Below are 15,182 nucleotides of genomic sequence, written 5' to 3' on the forward strand. Positions count from 1 at the left end.
TTACCCCAGCTTGCGAATGTCGACGAAGTGACCTTCGATCGCCGCGGCGGCGGCCATCGCGGGGCTCACGAGGTGCGTGCGACCGCCCGCGCCCTGCCGGCCCTCGAAGTTGCGGTTCGACGTCGACGCGCAGCGCTCGCCCGGCTCGAGCCGGTCGGCGTTCATCGCGAGGCACATCGAGCAGCCCGGCTCGCGCCATTCGAAACCGGCGTCCGTGAACACCTTGTCGAGCCCCTCGCGTTCGGCCTGCGCCTTCACGAGGCCCGAGCCCGGCACGACCATCGCGAGACGCACGTTCGACGCGATGCGACGGTTCAGCTTCTTCACGACATACGCGGCCGCGCGGATATCCTCGATCCGCGCGTTCGTGCACGAGCCGATGAAGATCTTGTCGACCTTGATCGCTTCCATCGGCGTGTTCGGCTCGAGCGCCATGTAGGCCAGCGCGCGCTCCATCGCGTCGCGCTTGACCGGATCCTTCTCGCGCTCGGGATCGGGCACGCGACCGTCGATCGACGTGACCATTTCCGGCGACGTACCCCACGTGACCTGCGGGACGATCTCGGCCGCGTTCAGCTCGACCACACGGTCGAACTGCGCGCCTTCGTCGGACTTGAACTGGCGCCAGTACTCGACGGCCTGGTCCCATTCCGCGCCGGTCGGCACGAACGGACGGCCCTTCAGGTAATCGATCGTCGTATCGTCGACCGCGACCATGCCCGCGCGCGCGCCGGCCTCGATCGCCATGTTGCAGACCGTCATGCGGCCTTCCATCGTCAGCGCGCGAATCGTCGAGCCGCCGAATTCGATCGCGTAGCCCGTGCCGCCTGCCGTGCCGATCTTGCCGATGATCGCGAGCACGATGTCCTTCGCGGTACAACCGCGCGGCAATGCGCCCTCGACCTTCACGAGCATGTTCTTGCTCTTCTTCTGCAGCAGCGTTTGCGTCGCGAGCACGTGCTCGACTTCCGACGTGCCGATGCCGTGCGCGAGCGCGCCGAACGCGCCGTGCGTCGACGTATGCGAATCGCCGCACACGATCGTCATGCCCGGCAACGTCGCGCCCTGCTCCGGCCCGATGATGTGGACGATGCCCTGGCGCACGTCGTTCATCTTGAACTGCGTGATGCCGAATGCATCGCAGTTGGAGTCGAGCGTGTCGACCTGCAGCTTCGAGACGGGATCGGCGATGCCGTGGCTGCGGTCCGTGGTCGGCACGTTGTGGTCCGACACGGCCAGGTTCGCGCTGATGCGCCACACCGGACGCTGCGCGATCTTCAGCCCTTCGAACGCCTGCGGGCTCGTGACTTCATGCAGCAGCTGACGGTCGATGTACAGCAAAGTCGTGCCGTCATCCTCGGTGTGGACCACGTGGGTAATCCACAGTTTGTCGTAGAGAGTCTGTGCCATGGGTATGCGGGGTCGTTGTGACTACAAGCCTTACGGATGCGGTCGATTATGCCACGCAGAACGCATCGCGGCGCAGGCCGGATGCGAAAAAACCCATTAAAAACAGTGGTTTGGCTGGTAGTGCCAATACCTGTATCGGCATTACCCGGCAAACGGGGCGCGCGGGATCCGCTGAACTGCGACCGCGGATCGCGTCGCCCGGATCGCGCGCGCCGGGCCGAAGCCCCGCGGTTCAGCCGTTCGGATATTCGCGGTTGATCAAATCGAGCCGCAGCATCGCGAGCTGCATGCCGACGTTGCTCATCAGGTACAGATCGCGGCGGCGCATCGCCGGCTGCTGCGCGGACGTATCGTAGAGCGACGGCAGCGCCAGCCCGGCCGGCACCGCCGCCTGCATCCCCGCCGCATTCGACACGCGCACGGCGATCGACGCCTGATCCGCGTGCGTGACGATCCCGACCGTGCCGAGCGCCGCGGCCGAGCCAGCCTGCCGGACGATCGCGGCGGCGACACCGTCGGGCGTCGGGATCGGGCTGCCGGCAACCGCGGCAGGCGTCGCGATCGACGTCACGCCGGCGGTCAGCCCGTACTTCAACGCGAGCACCGTCGCGACCTCCTGCTGCGCGAAAACCGGCATCGCAATCGTCTGACGCAGCCGGAACACCGCATCGGCGATCGCTTCGTTCACCGGCCCCGGTACGGGCACGGTGCCGGATGCCGGCGCGCGACTGCCGAAGCCGTACGCAATGATCGTGCGGATGCGGCTCGAATCGACGGTCGGCGGCGTCCACGAGAAGAAGGTGTCGAACAGGTAGCCGGTCTCGTCGGCAGCCGTTGCTTGGTCGTTCAGCTCGGTCGTCAGCTTGCCGAGCATCTGGCGTTGCAGTTCGGCATCGGAAACCGGTGCGTCGCTCGCGAAACTCGGCGCGCTGGTGGCGCACGACGCGGCGAACACGGAAGTGGAAGCCAGGAAATGGCGGCGGGTCGTCATGGTCATGAGATTCGAGTGAAAAACGGAAGGCATCAGCCCTTCGGGAACGCCTGCATCGTCGCAGCCATCGCGCGGCCAAGCATCTGCGCATACATGTCGTGCACGAGGTACAGGCTGCGATTGCGCGTCCACGGCTGGCCCGATTGCGGGTCGTACGTCGTCGGGAGCGGCACCTCGGCAACGGCTGCCGCCTTCATGCCCGCCTGCTGCGAGGTCTGGATGCAGCGCTTCGCATGGTCGCGATGGCCGACCACCGCGACGGTGCCCATCGCGGCCGCGCCGCCCGCGCGCGATACGGCCACCGCCGCGACGCCTGCCGTGCTCAGGTACACGATCGAACCGTCGCTCGCGATCACCGGCTCGATCGACGACAACACGTCGGTGCCCATCCCGTATTTCGACACGAGAAAGCGCGCGATTTCCCACTGCGCGTAGACCTTCACGGGCTTCAACTGGCGGATGCGGTACACGGCATCCGCGAGCGCTTCGTTGACCGGCCCCGGATCGGGCAGCGCGGACTGGTTGCCGCCCGTGCTCGACGTGTTGCCGCTTGCCGCGTTCGGACGGTTGCCGAAGCTGTACGCGACGATCGCGCCGACCTGCGCGGCCGGGGCCGTCGGCAGGTCCCACGTGAAGCCGACGTCGGTCAGCGCCGGCACGATCGCGTTGACCGTCGCCGCATCGCCGAGCTGCGCGTTCAGTTTTGCGGACATCTGGGCAGCAAGCGCCGTATCGGTGATGGGCGCCGACGTAACGTCGTCGCCGCCGCATGCGCTCAGCAGCGGTGCCGCAGCAACGGCCGGTGCGGCGGCAAGAAATTTTCTGCGTAAAGAGGCCGACGGATTCAGATTCATAAGAAATACGAAACGATGCGAACAGCGCCGGCGACGAGTCGCGGCGATGCAAATCGCGGGTTCACGGGAAATGACAATCGGGCACGTCGCGCGGTTGGAAGACGGGCGACAGGATCGACGCGCGGATCGGATCGCAGCATGCTGTCGATCGACGAGGCTGGATCGTAGTGGGCGTTTATTAAATTGCGGTGAACCTGTCGATCGAATGCGGGCGCATCGTGACGCCGTTTCACCGATGGACGATTTTGTTTCATGTGTGGCGAGCAGGCTTGCCGATGTTTCATCGGTGGCGAGCGATGCGATTCGCGTGCATCGTCGCGCGCTGAACCGTGATCGCCCAATTTCGCGATACGATGATGCAACGCACGTCCCCACGATCGGATCCGGAGCCCACCACGATGAAGCTCGGCCTGAACGAATCGCTTGCGCGCCTCGACTACGAAGGCACGCTATTCATGACACTGTTTCGCCACGGTTCGCTCGACGTCGAACTGTACCGGCCTCGCGTCGAGGACAAGCAGAAGCCGCATACGCGCGACGAGGTTTACGTGATCGCCACCGGCACGTCGCGCTTCGTCGTCGACGGACGCGAATGCAGCGTCACGGCCGGCGATGCGCTGTTCGTCGCCGCGCATGCGGAGCATCGCTTCGTCGGCTTCTCCGACGACTTCTCGACGTGGGTATTCTTCTACGGCCCCGAAGGCGGCGAACGCGGCGAGTGAAGCGTCATGCGTAACGCGCGCAGCGCTTTTCCCGTGATCTTCTAGACTGTCTATTCGCAACGGGCGGCACACGGCCGCCCGGTCTTCACGAAACCGCCAGCAGCCGATTCAGCGGACAGGAGCACAGCATGCGATATGAACTCTATTACTGGCCCGAGATCCAGGGCCGCGGCGAATACGTGCGGCTCGCGCTCGAGGCGGCCGGAGCCGACTATGTCGACGTCGCGCGCGAATCGGGGCGCGGGATGGGAGTGTCGGCGATGATGCGCATGATGGACAGCACGAAGGCGGAATACCTACCGCTCGCGCCGCCGTTCCTGAAGGCTGGCGACCTGGTCGTCGCGCAGACCGCGAACATCCTGCTGTTTCTCGGCGCACGGCTCGGGCTCGCGCCCGACGACGAAGCCGGCCGGCTGTGGGTGCACCAGCTCCAGCTGACCGTCGCCGATTTCGTCACCGAGATCCACGACACGCATCATCCGATCGCAAGCTGCCTGTACTACGAGGACCAGCAAGCGGAAGCGGCCGAACGCGCGGCCGATTTCCTCGAGAACCGGCTGCCGAAATTCCTCGGCTACTTCGATCGCGTGCTCGAACAGAATCCGCACAAGGGCGGCTACCTCGCCGGCAGCGCGCTCAGCTATGCGGACCTGTCGATGTTCCAGCTCGTCGAGGGCCTGCGCTACGCGTTTCCGAAGGCGATGAAGCGCGCGGAGCGGAAGGTCGCGGGGCTCGTCGCGCTGCACGACCGCGTCGCGCAGCATCCGCCCGTCGCGCGCTATCTCGAGTCGGAGCGCCGCATCCCGTTCAACGACATGGGGATCTTCCGGCACTATCCGGAGCTCGACAAGTAACAGCTGCCGACACACGCGCGTCGTCGCGCGCGGCGGCACCGTTCCCGTTCACGCGACCACGCACGTGCCGCAGAAGGTGCGCGCGTGGGTCGACTGTCTGGCCTGAACGCGGCGGCACACTCAGCCGCCGCGAACCCCCGCAGCCCCGCGTCGAACCGGCGCGCGTACTACGCGCCGTGCGATCGCTCGCGCGAGTCCGCCGCCGCGTCGATCGCCTCGACCGAGCGCGTCAGCCACGGCCCGATCTCCATCTCCTCGTAGCGCACGAGCCGGCTCTTGCGCGCACGGCGATACGCCCACCAGATCGCGACGAACAGCGGAATCCACACATAGATCGACAGCACTTCCATCCAGTCGATGCGGGCCGCGAAGAACGCCTGGTAATCCTGCCCGAGCGAGATCACGATGCAGATCGCGATCGCGAACAGCGGCCCGAACGGGAACCACTTCGCGCGATACGGCAGCTGATCGAGCCGGTAACCCTGCTTCAGAAACCCCTTGCGGAACCGGTAATGGCAGACCGCGATGCCGAGCCACGCGATGAAACCCGTGATGCCGACCGTATTCAGCAGCCACAGATAGATGCTCTGGTTGTTGGTCAGCGACGTGAGGAAGCACAGCCCGCCGACGGCCATCGTCGCGTACAGCGCGTTGCGCGGCACACCGCCCGGCGACAGCGTCGCGAACATCGCCGGCGCGCGCCCTTCCGAAGCGAGGTTGTACAGCATCCGTGTCGCCGCGTACGTGCCGGAATTGCCGGCCGACAGCACGGCCGTCAGGATCACGAGATTCATCGCGCCGGCGGCAAGCCCGAAGCCCGCATGGCTGAACACCAGCGTGAACGGGCTCACGCCGATGTCGGTCACGTCGCTCTTCAGCAGGTTCGGGTCCGTGTACGGCACGAGCAGGCCGATCACGAAAATCGCGAGCACGTAAAACAGCATGATCCGCCAGAAGATCTGTTTCACCGCGCGCGGGATCGTCTTGCGCGGATTCTCCGATTCGCCGGCCGTGATCCCGACCAGCTCGGTGCCGAGAAACGAGAATCCCGCGATCAGCGCGACGCTCATCATCGCGTGCACGCCGCCGACGAATGGCGCGTCGCCGGTCGTGAAGTTGTGCCAGCCGACCGGATGCGCGCTGCCGAGCACGCCGGCCGCAATCAGCAGCCCGGCCGCGATGAACGCGATCACGGTGACGACCTTGATCAGCGAGAACCAGTATTCCGATTCGCCGAAGCCGCGCACCGACAGCGTATTCAGCATGAAGATCAGCACGAGGAAAGCCGCGCCCCACCATACGCCCGGCACGGCGGGAAACCAGTAGCGCATCACGATCTGCGCAGCAACCAGCTCGATCGCGATCGTCACGGCCCAGCTATACCAGTAGGTCCAGCCGAGCGCGACGCCGAAGCCTTCGTCCACGTATTTCTCGCCGTAGATCGCGAACGAGCCCGACACAGGCATCAGCGCCGCCATCTCGCCGAGGCCCGTGACGACGAAGTAGACCATGATCCCGATCGCGATATACGCGGCGATCGCACCGCCCGGCCCCGCCTGCGCGACCGACGCGCCCGACGCGACGAACAGCCCCGTGCCGATCGAGCCGCCGATCGCGATCATCGCGATGTGGCGGCCCTGCAGACGGCGCTTGAGCGTCGTCCCGGACGGTGCGGCCGTCTCCGCTGCCGCTTGCAAAGCATCCATAGTTTTCACCTTGATTGGATTTCGGTTCGATCGATTTGATTCGGAATACAAATCGATTGGTTCGGTCATTCGCATTGAAGCCAGACCTTCCCGGCCGCGTCAAACGACGCTGCGCTTGATCGCCTGCAGTTCGGCCGTCGTCACGATCTTTTCGATCCGGAACCGCGGGCTTTCCAGCCAGACGTTCGCGATCCGCCGGTACTCGTCGAGATCCTCGCACGCGAGTCGCACGAGAAAATCGAACGTGCCGCTGACGAGCCAGCAATCGAGCACGGCCGGATTCGCCCGCATTTCGTCCTCGAACGGCGCCTGCGAACGACCGTGGTCGGCCAGCACGATCTGCGCGATCACGACGACCGGCTTGGTCGCGCGCGGCGCCTTGATCACTGCCCGGTAGCCTTCGATCACGCCGAGCGCCTCGAGTCGCTCCACGCGCGCCTGGCACGGCCGCGGCGTGAGATTCACGAGCTCCGACAGCTTCCGGTATGAAATCCGTCCGTCGGTGCGCAGAATGTCGAGGATCCGGAGATCGATCTTGTCGAGCTGCATCTTCTTGTCGGTCATCCGCGTTCGCTCCGGTCGGGTCGTGGCTGGTGCGCGGAACGTCTCCTTTTCCGCGCAGGGGCCACATTATCCGGCCGAAGCGGCCGCGCGCCAATCGGCTAGAACCGCAGCGACAGGCAGGTCAGGCCGCCGTCCATCTTGCGGAACTCGCTCGTGTCGATCACGTGCAGCGGCAGCCCGAGCGATGCGATCGCATCGTGCACGCGCGGATAGCCGGCCGGCGTGATCAGCGTGCCGTTCACGCGCAGCGTGTTGCCCGCGTATTCGTCGGCGGCCGAGATCGCGATCCGGCGGTAGTCCGCGAACGCCGGATGCGCGGCCAGCGCTTCGGTCACGAGCAGCGTGTCGTCGCCGAGCGCGTTGACGACCGATTTCAGGTGCAGGCCGGCGCCCACCGGCACCGCGACGACCGAATAGCCGTAGCGCGACACGAGCGATTCGAACGCGGCGATGCCTTCGGCGTCGGTGCGCCCCGTCAGGCCGATGTAGAAGCGCTTGCCGACCAGCATCACGTCGCCGCCGTCGAGACGGCCTTCCTGCATCGGCAGCAGGTCGCGATGCGCGGCGAGCGCCGCTTCGATATGCACCGTCTCGCCGCGCCGCGCGGGCGCGCCGGGGCGCGTGATCACCGCGAATTCCGGCGTCACGACGGCGACGTCCTCGACGAAGTGCGAATCGGGGAACGCCTCCAGCGGCGGCAGTTCGGTCAGCGCGACGCCGAGCGTGCGCAGCGCGTCGCAATACGCGTGGAACTGCGTGAGCGTCTTGTCATAGTCGGGTGCGCCGAGTTCGGCGGTGGTCAGGCCCGCGGCACAGGACGGCGCGGGACGGCGAACGATCGCTTGCGTAAATTGCATCGACTCCTCCATGGTCATCGCCACACCCGTGCGGGGCACGGGGCAGCTGCGTTGTGTCCGGACCATTATCGGAAGCCAAATTGCGCAATTCGCGTCGATTTCAGCTGCGCCGACAGCCGATTGCGTCGAATTGCATGCGGCAGGCAGCGGATTCGGCAGACGGCCGACCGCTGCATCGCGAACGGCCGCTTTCGCGCGCGGCGCGCCCCATTACGCGCCGGGCCCGAACCCCATCTGCGCGCGGCCGAGCGCCGTAAGATCGCCCTCCCCGCCACGGCCGTCGAATTCGACCTCGAAATGATCGGCCGGGAAATCGGGCGGGCTCTCGCCACGCAGAAACGCGGCCTGCTGGCGCTGCAGGTACGCGTCGTTCTTCGCGCAGCCAGGCGTGGCCGCGATGTACATCACGTTGCTGTCGCCGCTGCCGCGATGCGCATCCTCGACCGCATGCACGACGTCGCCGTGCCAGAACACCGCGTCGCCCGGCGCCATGTGCGGGATCGGCACCAGCGCATCGAGCAGCAGCGCGTGCCATTCAGGCCGGATCGACAGCGCGCGGCCGGGACGTGCGCCGCACAGGTCGTCGTCGGCGACATCGTCCTGCAGCGCGCGCAGCACGACATAGGCCATCGCGTTCGCCACCGGAATCAGCTGCAGCGTCCCGTCGCCCGGCCCCTGCGGCGTCAGCGCGGTCCAGCCCTGGAACGTGCGGAACATCGAACACACGGCCGGCGACGGAATCTCCTCGACGTCGGGGCGGAACGCGGCATCGAACGGGTCGTAATCGCGCCAGCGGCCGGCCAGCACGTGACGGTAGACCTGGCGGAAGTTCGCGCCGAGCCAGCGCTCGACGGAGCCGCCGTCGACATGCGGCGACAGCCCGAGCGACGTCGAGCCCGGCGGCCGGCGGCGAATCCGGTCCGCGTAGGCGGGCACCTGGTCGGGATCGAAATGCGTGTGCGCGCCGTCCGCATGCCGCCACAGGCGGTTCAGGAACACACGCGCCTGCGTGAGCGCCGGCGACTGGCGCACGGCCACCTGCGGCTTCGACCAGTAGACGCCGTAGATCTGCGGCTTGCCCGACGCGAGATTGCCGAAATAGCGGTCCTCGGCACGCGCATTCAACCGGTCGGCGAAGCGGTTCGATTCCAGGTACGCGCCGATCTCGTCATTCCAGTCGCGCGCCTGCTGCGCATCGAATACGCCGCGAATCACGACCGCGCCGTGCGTGCGGACCACGGCAATCGCGTGCGGATCGACGGTCCCGCCCGCGATATCCGCGAACGGCACCACCGGAATCACGTCATGACCATGCGCATGCGCGCGGCGAATCGCGTCGACCTGTCGCGCGATGTCGCCCTCCAGCTCGCGGAACGTCGCCGCGTAACCGGGCAGGTCGGCGCGCAGCGCGCGTTTCGCCGCGCGGATCGCGGCGGGCAGATCGTCAATCGTCAGTTGCATCGTGGTCTCCTCGCTGACGCGTGTCGTGATGTGCTATCAGCGTACGGCGAGCGCAGGGCCACCATCACCGCTATCCGGTCAACTATCGATACAATCCTGACAACCGCGCGTTACTCGGGACGATGACAGACCACGCAAAGCTTGTTGCCGTCCGGGTCGCGAAAATAGGCGCCGTAGTAGTCGCGGTGATAGTGCGGCCGCGGCCCCGGCGGCCGTTCGCAGGTGCCGCCGTGGCGCAGCGCGAGCGCGTGGCAGCGATCGACGTGCGCGCGGGTCGGCGCGTCGAATGCGATCGTGTGGCCATTGCCCGGTTCAGGCGCGCGTCCGTCGAGCGGCTGGCCGAAAAAGAACAGCGGCCGGTCGGTATCGGCCGGCATCCAGCCCGACCAGCCGTCCGGCTCGCGGAACTTCAGGCGCAGCCCGAGTTCCGCGAAAAGCGGCGCGTAGAAATCGTAGGCGCGCGCGGTGTCGCTGACGCCCACGCAAACATGTGAAAACATGGCATCGCTCCGTCGTGACGATCGCTCACGATCATGCCACGGCGCGGTGCCTGCCCTCGCCCGGAGGCCGCGATGAAACCGCAGTACGAGCACGTGACGTTCGCGCCCGGCTGTTCGATCCGCGTGTATCACCGCCAGCTCGCGCGCATCCCGTTCGAATGGCACCGCCATCCCGAATACGAGCTGACGCTGACGCTCAACAGCCGCGGCCAGCGCTTCATCGGCGATCACGTCGCGCGCTACGCGGACGACGATCTGGTGCTCGTGCCGCCCAACCTGCCGCATACCTGGTCGTCTAATGCGCGTATCGACCGCGATGCGCCCGAAGTCGCACTCGTCGTCTGGTTCGATGGCGACTGGGTGCGACGGCTCGCCGACTGTTGTCCCGAATACGCGCCGCTGCGCTCGCTGCTGCGGCGCGCGGCGCCGGGCCTGCGCTTCGATACCGACACGGCCCGCGCGATGCGCGCACGGCTACCGCGCTTGCTCGATCCTGCTCCGCGCATACGGCTCGCGGCCGCGCTCGACACGCTCGCCGACCTCGCGGAAGCCGGCGGCGAACCGCTCGCCACCGCCCATGCCTACGACCGGCGCGACGGAACGTCACCACCCGCCGATGCTGCCGCGCCCGAAGCCGAGCGCCTCGATCGCGTGCTTGACGCGATCGACCGGCACTTCCATGAACCGCTGCGCATCGACGCGCTCGCCGCTGCCGCGCATATGTCCGAACGCACGTTGCAGCGCCTGTTCGTCCGGCATCTCGGCGAAAGCGTCGGCCGCTACGTACAGCGGCTGCGGCTTGCGCACGCGTGCCGTCATCTCGTCGGCACCGACTGGCCGATCGCGATCGTGGCCGCGCGCTGCGGCATTCCGAATCCCGCGAATTTCAACCGCCAGTTCCTCGCCGCACGCGGAATCACGCCCGGCGCATACCGCCGGTTCTTCCTGCAGCACGGCCACCCGCCCGACGACGACGCACCGGCGCTCGAGACACGTCCGCCGTCGCTGGAGCGCCGCACCGATCCGGCGCGCAAATGAAAACACCCCGACGGGATGACCCGTCGGGGTGTCGTGGCGTTGCGTTTCGCCCGACGCGAGCGGCCTGCCGGCCGTTCGCGCCGCGCACGACTTAACGTGCGCTGATCGGCTTCGCTTCGCGCGGCGAATCGCCGATGAACAGCTGGCGCGGACGGCCGATCTTCTGTTCCGGATCGGCAATCATTTCGTTCCACTGTGCGATCCAGCCGACCGTACGTGCCATCGCGAAGATACACGTGAACATCGACGTCGGGATGCCCAGCGCGCGCTGGACGATGCCCGAGTAGAAGTCGACGTTCGGGTACAGCTTGCGCGACACGAAGTACTCGTCTTCCAGCGCGATCTTCTCGAGCTGCATCGCGAGCTTGAACAGCGGGTCGTCGTGCAGGCCCAGTTCGTTCAGCACTTCGTAGCACGTCTCGCGCATCAGCTTCGCGCGCGGGTCGTAGTTCTTGTACACGCGGTGACCGAAGCCCATCAGCTTCACGCCCGAATTCTTGTCCTTCACCTGCTTGATGAATTCGGGGATGTTGTCCGGCGAGCCGATCTGCTCGAGCATGTTCAGCGCGGCTTCGTTCGCACCACCGTGCGCCGGGCCCCACAGACAGGCGATACCGGCCGCGATACATGCGAACGGGTTCGCGCCCGACGAGCCGGCCAGGCGGACCGTCGACGTCGATGCGTTCTGCTCGTGGTCGGCGTGCAGGATCAGGATACGGTCGAGTGCGCGGACGAGCACGTCATTGACCTTGTACTCTTCGCACGGGTTCGAGAACATCATGTGCATGAAGTTCGCGCTGTACGACAGCGAGTTCTTCGGATACACGAACGGCTGGCCGATGCTGTACTTGTACGCCATCGCGACGAGCGTCGGCAGCTTCGCGATCATGCGGATCGCCGACACTTCACGGTGACGCGGGTCGTTGATGTCGAGCGAGTCGTGGTAGAACGCGGACAGCGCGCCGACCGCGGCGACCAGGATCGCCATCGGGTGCGCGTCGCGGCGGAAGCCACGGAAGAAGAAGTGCATCTGCTCGTGCACCATCGTGTGCTTCGTGACGGTGTCGACGAATTCCTTCTTCTGCGCTGCGTTCGGCAGTTCGCCCTTCAGCAGCAGGTAGCAGCTTTCGAGGAAGTCCGCATTTTGCGCGAGGTTGTCGATCGGGTAGCCGCGGTACAGCAGTTCGCCCTTGTCGCCGTCGATGTACGTGATCGCCGAATTACAGGCTGCCGTCGACATGAAGCCCGGGTCGTACGTGAACTTGCCGGTCTGGCCGTACAGCTTGCGGATGTCGATTACGTCCGGGCCCATCGTGCCCTTGTAAATCGGCAGTTCGACGCTCGGCGAGTTGTCGCTGAACGATAGCGTGGCTTTAACATCAGACGGAGTCATGGCACATCCTCAATCGAAATAAAGAAACGGGATTCGATAACGGGCGTAACGCGTTACACGTTGCGCAGCATCTCCAACAGCCGGTGAATATCCGGGCTGTCTAGGTCGCCTTCTGGTTCCTTGCGCGCGAGGAGCAAGTCCATCAGGTCGTTGTCGCTCAGATCGAGCAGGCGCGACAACGCGCCTACGTCTGCATCGGTGAGGTCATGCTCGTATCTGCTGAAGAAACGCTCGAAGATGATGTCGTTTTCCAGCAGACCCCGCCGCGCGCGCCAGCGAAGGCGCGCGCGGCGGTGCGGGTCGGATTGATGCGAATCGTCGCTCATCTCGACCTTAAACCGCGCGGCGGACCATCAGTTCCTTGATCTTGCCGATCGCCTTCGTCGGGTTCAGGCCCTTCGGGCAAACGTCGACGCAGTTCATGATCGTGTGGCAACGGAACAGACGGTACGGGTCTTCCAGGTTGTCGAGACGCTCGCCGGTAGCCGTGTCGCGGCTATCCGCGATGAAGCGGTAAGCCTGCAGCAGGCCGGCCGGGCCGACGAACTTGTCCGGGTTCCACCAGAAGCTCGGGCACGACGTCGAGCAGCTCGCGCACAGAATGCACTCGTACACGCCGTCGAGCTCGTCGCGTTCTTCCGGCGACTGGAGGCGTTCCTTCTCCGGCGGCGGCGCGTCGTTGATCAGGTACGGCTTGATCGAGTGATACTGGTTGAAGAAGTGCGTCATGTCGACGATCAGGTCGCGCACGACGGGCAGGCCCGGCAGCGGGCGCAGCACGATCTTCTGCGGCAGGTCGTTCAGGTTCGTCAGGCACGCGAGACCGTTCTTGCCGTTGATGTTCATCGCGTCCGAACCGCACACGCCTTCGCGGCACGAACGGCGGAACGACAGCGTCTCGTCCAGTGCCTTCAGCTTGACCAGTGCGTCTAGCAGCATGCGCTCGTGCTGGATGTCGAGCTCGTACGTCTGCATGCGCGGCGCTGCGTCCTTGTCCGGATCGTAGCGGTAGACTTCAAAAATGCGTTTTGCCATTTCGGATTCCTTTGACTCGGCTTAGAACGTGCGCGGCTTCGGCGGCACGGATTCGACCGTCAGCGGCTTCATTTGAACCGGCTTGTAGTCGAGGCGATCGCCTTCGCTGTACCACAGCGTGTGGCGCAGCCAGTTTTCGTCGTCGCGGTGTTCGTAGTCGCTGTGTGCGTGCGCGCCACGGCTTTCCTTGCGCGCTTCCGCCGACACCATCGTCGCGCGGGCGACTTCGATCAGGTTCTCCAGCTCGAGCGCTTCGACGCGCGCGGTGTTGAACACCTTCGACTTGTCCTTCAGGTGGATGCTTTCCACGCGCTCCTTCAGGCCGGCCATCTGGTCGACGCCTTCCTTCAGCAGTTCGGACGTGCGGAACACGCCTGCATGCTTCTGCATCGTCGAGCGGATGTCGTTCGCGACGTCCTGCGTGTATTCGCCCGCCGTCGACTTTTCGAGCTTGGCCAAACGCGCCAGCGAGAAGTCGGCCGCATCGGCCGGCAGCGGCTTGTGTTCCTTCTGGTTCTTCACGTGCTCGACGATGTGGTTGCCGGCCGCACGGCCGAACACCACGAGGTCCAGCAGCGAGTTCGTGCCGAGGCGGTTCGCGCCGTGCACGGACACGCACGAGCACTCGCCCACTGCGTAGAAGCCGTTGACCGGTTCCTTGTGATCGCGCGACGTACCGACGACCTGACCATGGATGTTGGTCGGGATGCCGCCCATCTGGTAGTGGATCGTCGGGACGACCGGGATCGGTTCCTTGATCGCATCGACGTTCGCGAACTTCAGCGCGATTTCGCGGATCGACGGCAGACGCTTCATGATCGTCTCGGCGCCGATGTGCGACAGGTCGAGCAGCACGTGGTCCTTGTTCGGACCGACGCCGCGGCCTTCCTTGATTTCCTGGTCCATCGAACGCGACACGAAGTCACGCGGCGCCAGATCCTTCAGCGTCGGCGCATAACGCTCCATGAAGCGCTCGCCGTTCGCGTTGCGCAGGATACCGCCTTCGCCGCGCACGCCTTCGGTGATCAGCACGCCCGCGCCGGCCACGCCGGTCGGGTGGAACTGCCAGAACTCCATGTCCTGCAGTGCGAAGCCCGAACGCGCAGCCATGCCGAGGCCGTCGCCGGTGTTGATGAACGCGTTGGTCGACGCCGCGAAGATCCGGCCTGCACCGCCCGTCGCGAACAGCGTCGTCTTGCCTTCCATGATGTAGACGTCACCCGTCTCCATCTCGAGGGCCGTCACGCCGAGCACGTCGCCGTCCGCGTCGCGGATCAGGTCGAGCGCCATCCATTCGACGAAGAACTGCGTCTTCGCCTCGACGTTCTGCTGGTACAGCGTGTGCAGCAGCGCGTGACCGGTACGGTCGGCGGCCGCGCAAGCGCGCTGGACCGGCTTTTCGCCGTAGTTCGCGGTGTGGCCGCCGAACGGACGCTGGTAGATCGTGCCGTCCGCGTTGCGGTCGAACGGCATGCCGAAGTGCTCGAGTTCGTACACGACGTTCGGCGCTTCACGGCACATGAATTCGATCGCGTCCTGGTCGCCGAGCCAGTCGGAGCCCTTGATCGTGTCGTAGAAGTGGAAGTGCCAGTTGTCTTCGCTCATGTTGCCGAGCGATGCACCGATGCCGCCCTGCGCGGCCACCGTGTGCGAACGGGTCGGGAACACCTTCGACAGCACGCCGACCGACAGGCCCGCGCGCGACAGTTGCAGCGCAGCACGCAAGCCGGAGCCGCCCGCGCCGACGATCACCACGTCAAACTTGCGACGCGGGAGGGAAGTTTTGATTGCAGCCAT

The 15,182-nt window shown here is 65.8% G+C and carries 15 protein-coding genes; 3 read left to right on the plus strand and 12 right to left on the minus strand.

From position 1 onward, the window contains the following. From leuC to H3H55_RS27095, 3 genes are all read right to left on the minus strand, one after another. Positions 1 to 1,410, minus strand: coding sequence for a 3-isopropylmalate dehydratase large subunit (leuC, locus tag H3H55_RS27085; RefSeq protein WP_193100943.1), 1,410 nt, complete (start codon positions 1,408 to 1,410; stop codon positions 1 to 3). A gap of 232 nt (positions 1,411 to 1,642) precedes the next feature. Next, the gene (locus H3H55_RS27090) at positions 1,643 to 2,401 is read right to left on the minus strand and encodes a Tat pathway signal protein (RefSeq protein ID WP_193102177.1); all 759 of its coding nucleotides are present in this window, start codon (positions 2,399 to 2,401) and stop codon (positions 1,643 to 1,645) included. Positions 2,402 to 2,433: 32 nt separating this feature from the next. Next, positions 2,434 to 3,255 (minus strand): hypothetical protein, encoded by an 822-nt coding sequence (locus tag H3H55_RS27095; RefSeq protein ID WP_193100944.1) that lies wholly within the window; start codon positions 3,253 to 3,255, stop codon positions 2,434 to 2,436. A 398-nt stretch (positions 3,256 to 3,653) separates the two neighbouring features. On the opposite strand from H3H55_RS27095, the gene H3H55_RS27100 reads away from it, so the two are divergent. Both H3H55_RS27100 and H3H55_RS27105 read left to right on the plus strand, forming a co-directional pair. Next, the gene (locus H3H55_RS27100) at positions 3,654 to 3,977 is read left to right on the plus strand and encodes a cupin domain-containing protein (RefSeq protein WP_193100945.1); all 324 of its coding nucleotides are present in this window, start codon (positions 3,654 to 3,656) and stop codon (positions 3,975 to 3,977) included. 128 nt (positions 3,978 to 4,105) lie between these two features. Further along, entirely contained in the window at positions 4,106 to 4,831 is a 726-nt protein-coding gene (locus H3H55_RS27105) for a glutathione S-transferase family protein (protein ID WP_193100946.1), read from the plus strand. Positions 4,832 to 4,998: 167 nt separating this feature from the next. Here H3H55_RS27105 and H3H55_RS27110 read toward each other — a convergent pair whose 3' ends face one another. The 5 genes from H3H55_RS27110 to H3H55_RS27130 all read right to left on the minus strand — a co-directional run bounded on the left by H3H55_RS27110 (position 4,999) and on the right by H3H55_RS27130 (position 9,919). Beyond that, positions 4,999 to 6,537 (minus strand): amino acid permease, encoded by a 1,539-nt coding sequence (locus H3H55_RS27110; protein ID WP_193100947.1) that lies wholly within the window; start codon positions 6,535 to 6,537, stop codon positions 4,999 to 5,001. A gap of 99 nt (positions 6,538 to 6,636) precedes the next feature. Further along, positions 6,637 to 7,101 (minus strand): Lrp/AsnC family transcriptional regulator, encoded by a 465-nt coding sequence (locus H3H55_RS27115; protein WP_048250506.1) that lies wholly within the window; start codon positions 7,099 to 7,101, stop codon positions 6,637 to 6,639. 98 nt (positions 7,102 to 7,199) lie between these two features. Then, positions 7,200 to 7,958 (minus strand): dimethylarginine dimethylaminohydrolase family protein, encoded by a 759-nt coding sequence (locus H3H55_RS27120; protein ID WP_193100948.1) that lies wholly within the window; start codon positions 7,956 to 7,958, stop codon positions 7,200 to 7,202. A 210-nt stretch (positions 7,959 to 8,168) separates the two neighbouring features. Beyond that, the gene (locus tag H3H55_RS27125) at positions 8,169 to 9,419 is read right to left on the minus strand and encodes a DUF1479 domain-containing protein (RefSeq protein WP_193100949.1); all 1,251 of its coding nucleotides are present in this window, start codon (positions 9,417 to 9,419) and stop codon (positions 8,169 to 8,171) included. Positions 9,420 to 9,529: 110 nt separating this feature from the next. Further along, complete coding sequence (locus tag H3H55_RS27130; protein ID WP_193100950.1) at positions 9,530 to 9,919, minus strand: VOC family protein; 390 nt, start codon at positions 9,917 to 9,919, stop codon at positions 9,530 to 9,532. A gap of 72 nt (positions 9,920 to 9,991) precedes the next feature. On the opposite strand from H3H55_RS27130, the gene H3H55_RS27135 reads away from it, so the two are divergent. Then, the gene (locus tag H3H55_RS27135; protein WP_193100951.1) at positions 9,992 to 10,957 is read left to right on the plus strand and encodes a helix-turn-helix domain-containing protein; all 966 of its coding nucleotides are present in this window, start codon (positions 9,992 to 9,994) and stop codon (positions 10,955 to 10,957) included. A 91-nt stretch (positions 10,958 to 11,048) separates the two neighbouring features. Here H3H55_RS27135 and gltA read toward each other — a convergent pair whose 3' ends face one another. Genes gltA through sdhA form a run of 4 tightly spaced genes read right to left on the minus strand, consistent with a single transcriptional unit; the run spans position 11,049 to position 15,182 of the window. Next, positions 11,049 to 12,350 carry a citrate synthase gene (gene gltA, locus H3H55_RS27140; protein ID WP_048250513.1) on the minus strand — a complete coding sequence of 434 codons (1,302 nt, stop codon included), beginning with the start codon at positions 12,348 to 12,350 and terminating at the stop codon, positions 11,049 to 11,051. Between the two features lie 53 nt (positions 12,351 to 12,403). Beyond that, on the minus strand, positions 12,404 to 12,676 hold the full coding sequence (locus H3H55_RS27145) for a succinate dehydrogenase assembly factor 2 (RefSeq protein ID WP_011355742.1): 273 nt from the start codon (positions 12,674 to 12,676) through the stop codon (positions 12,404 to 12,406). Positions 12,677 to 12,683: 7 nt separating this feature from the next. Beyond that, positions 12,684 to 13,385, minus strand: a complete 702-nt coding sequence (locus H3H55_RS27150; RefSeq protein ID WP_059237255.1) for a succinate dehydrogenase iron-sulfur subunit — start codon at positions 13,383 to 13,385, stop codon at positions 12,684 to 12,686. A gap of 21 nt (positions 13,386 to 13,406) precedes the next feature. Next, complete coding sequence (gene sdhA / locus H3H55_RS27155; protein WP_129516931.1) at positions 13,407 to 15,182, minus strand: succinate dehydrogenase flavoprotein subunit; 1,776 nt, start codon at positions 15,180 to 15,182, stop codon at positions 13,407 to 13,409.

This window comes from Burkholderia sp. Z1, assembly GCF_014893795.1.
Lineage (GTDB): Bacteria > Pseudomonadota > Gammaproteobacteria > Burkholderiales > Burkholderiaceae > Burkholderia > Burkholderia theae.

Bases quoted from the DNA above. Each gene is read 5' to 3' on its own strand.
- H3H55_RS27130 (WP_193100950.1), bottom strand. From the start codon at position 9,919: ATGTTTTCACATGTTTGCGTGGGCGTCAGCGACACCGCGCGCGCCTAC.
- H3H55_RS27135 (WP_193100951.1), top strand. From the start codon at position 9,992: ATGAAACCGCAGTACGAGCACGTGACGTTCGCGCCCGGCTGTTCGATC.
- H3H55_RS27150 (WP_059237255.1), bottom strand. From the start codon at position 13,385: ATGGCAAAACGCATTTTTGAAGTCTACCGCTACGATCCGGACAAGGAC.
- gltA (WP_048250513.1), bottom strand. From the start codon at position 12,350: ATGACTCCGTCTGATGTTAAAGCCACGCTATCGTTCAGCGACAACTCG.
- sdhA (WP_129516931.1), bottom strand. From the start codon at position 15,182: ATGGCTGCAATCAAAACTTCCCTCCCGCGTCGCAAGTTTGACGTGGTG.
- H3H55_RS27120 (WP_193100948.1), bottom strand. From the start codon at position 7,958: ATGCAATTTACGCAAGCGATCGTTCGCCGTCCCGCGCCGTCCTGTGCC.
- H3H55_RS27090 (WP_193102177.1), bottom strand. From the start codon at position 2,401: ATGACGACCCGCCGCCATTTCCTGGCTTCCACTTCCGTGTTCGCCGCG.
- H3H55_RS27100 (WP_193100945.1), top strand. From the start codon at position 3,654: ATGAAGCTCGGCCTGAACGAATCGCTTGCGCGCCTCGACTACGAAGGC.
- H3H55_RS27145 (WP_011355742.1), bottom strand. From the start codon at position 12,676: ATGAGCGACGATTCGCATCAATCCGACCCGCACCGCCGCGCGCGCCTT.
- H3H55_RS27095 (WP_193100944.1), bottom strand. From the start codon at position 3,255: ATGAATCTGAATCCGTCGGCCTCTTTACGCAGAAAATTTCTTGCCGCC.
- H3H55_RS27115 (WP_048250506.1), bottom strand. From the start codon at position 7,101: ATGACCGACAAGAAGATGCAGCTCGACAAGATCGATCTCCGGATCCTC.
- H3H55_RS27105 (WP_193100946.1), top strand. From the start codon at position 4,106: ATGCGATATGAACTCTATTACTGGCCCGAGATCCAGGGCCGCGGCGAA.
- leuC (WP_193100943.1), bottom strand. From the start codon at position 1,410: ATGGCACAGACTCTCTACGACAAACTGTGGATTACCCACGTGGTCCAC.
- H3H55_RS27125 (WP_193100949.1), bottom strand. From the start codon at position 9,419: ATGCAACTGACGATTGACGATCTGCCCGCCGCGATCCGCGCGGCGAAA.
- H3H55_RS27110 (WP_193100947.1), bottom strand. From the start codon at position 6,537: ATGGATGCTTTGCAAGCGGCAGCGGAGACGGCCGCACCGTCCGGGACG.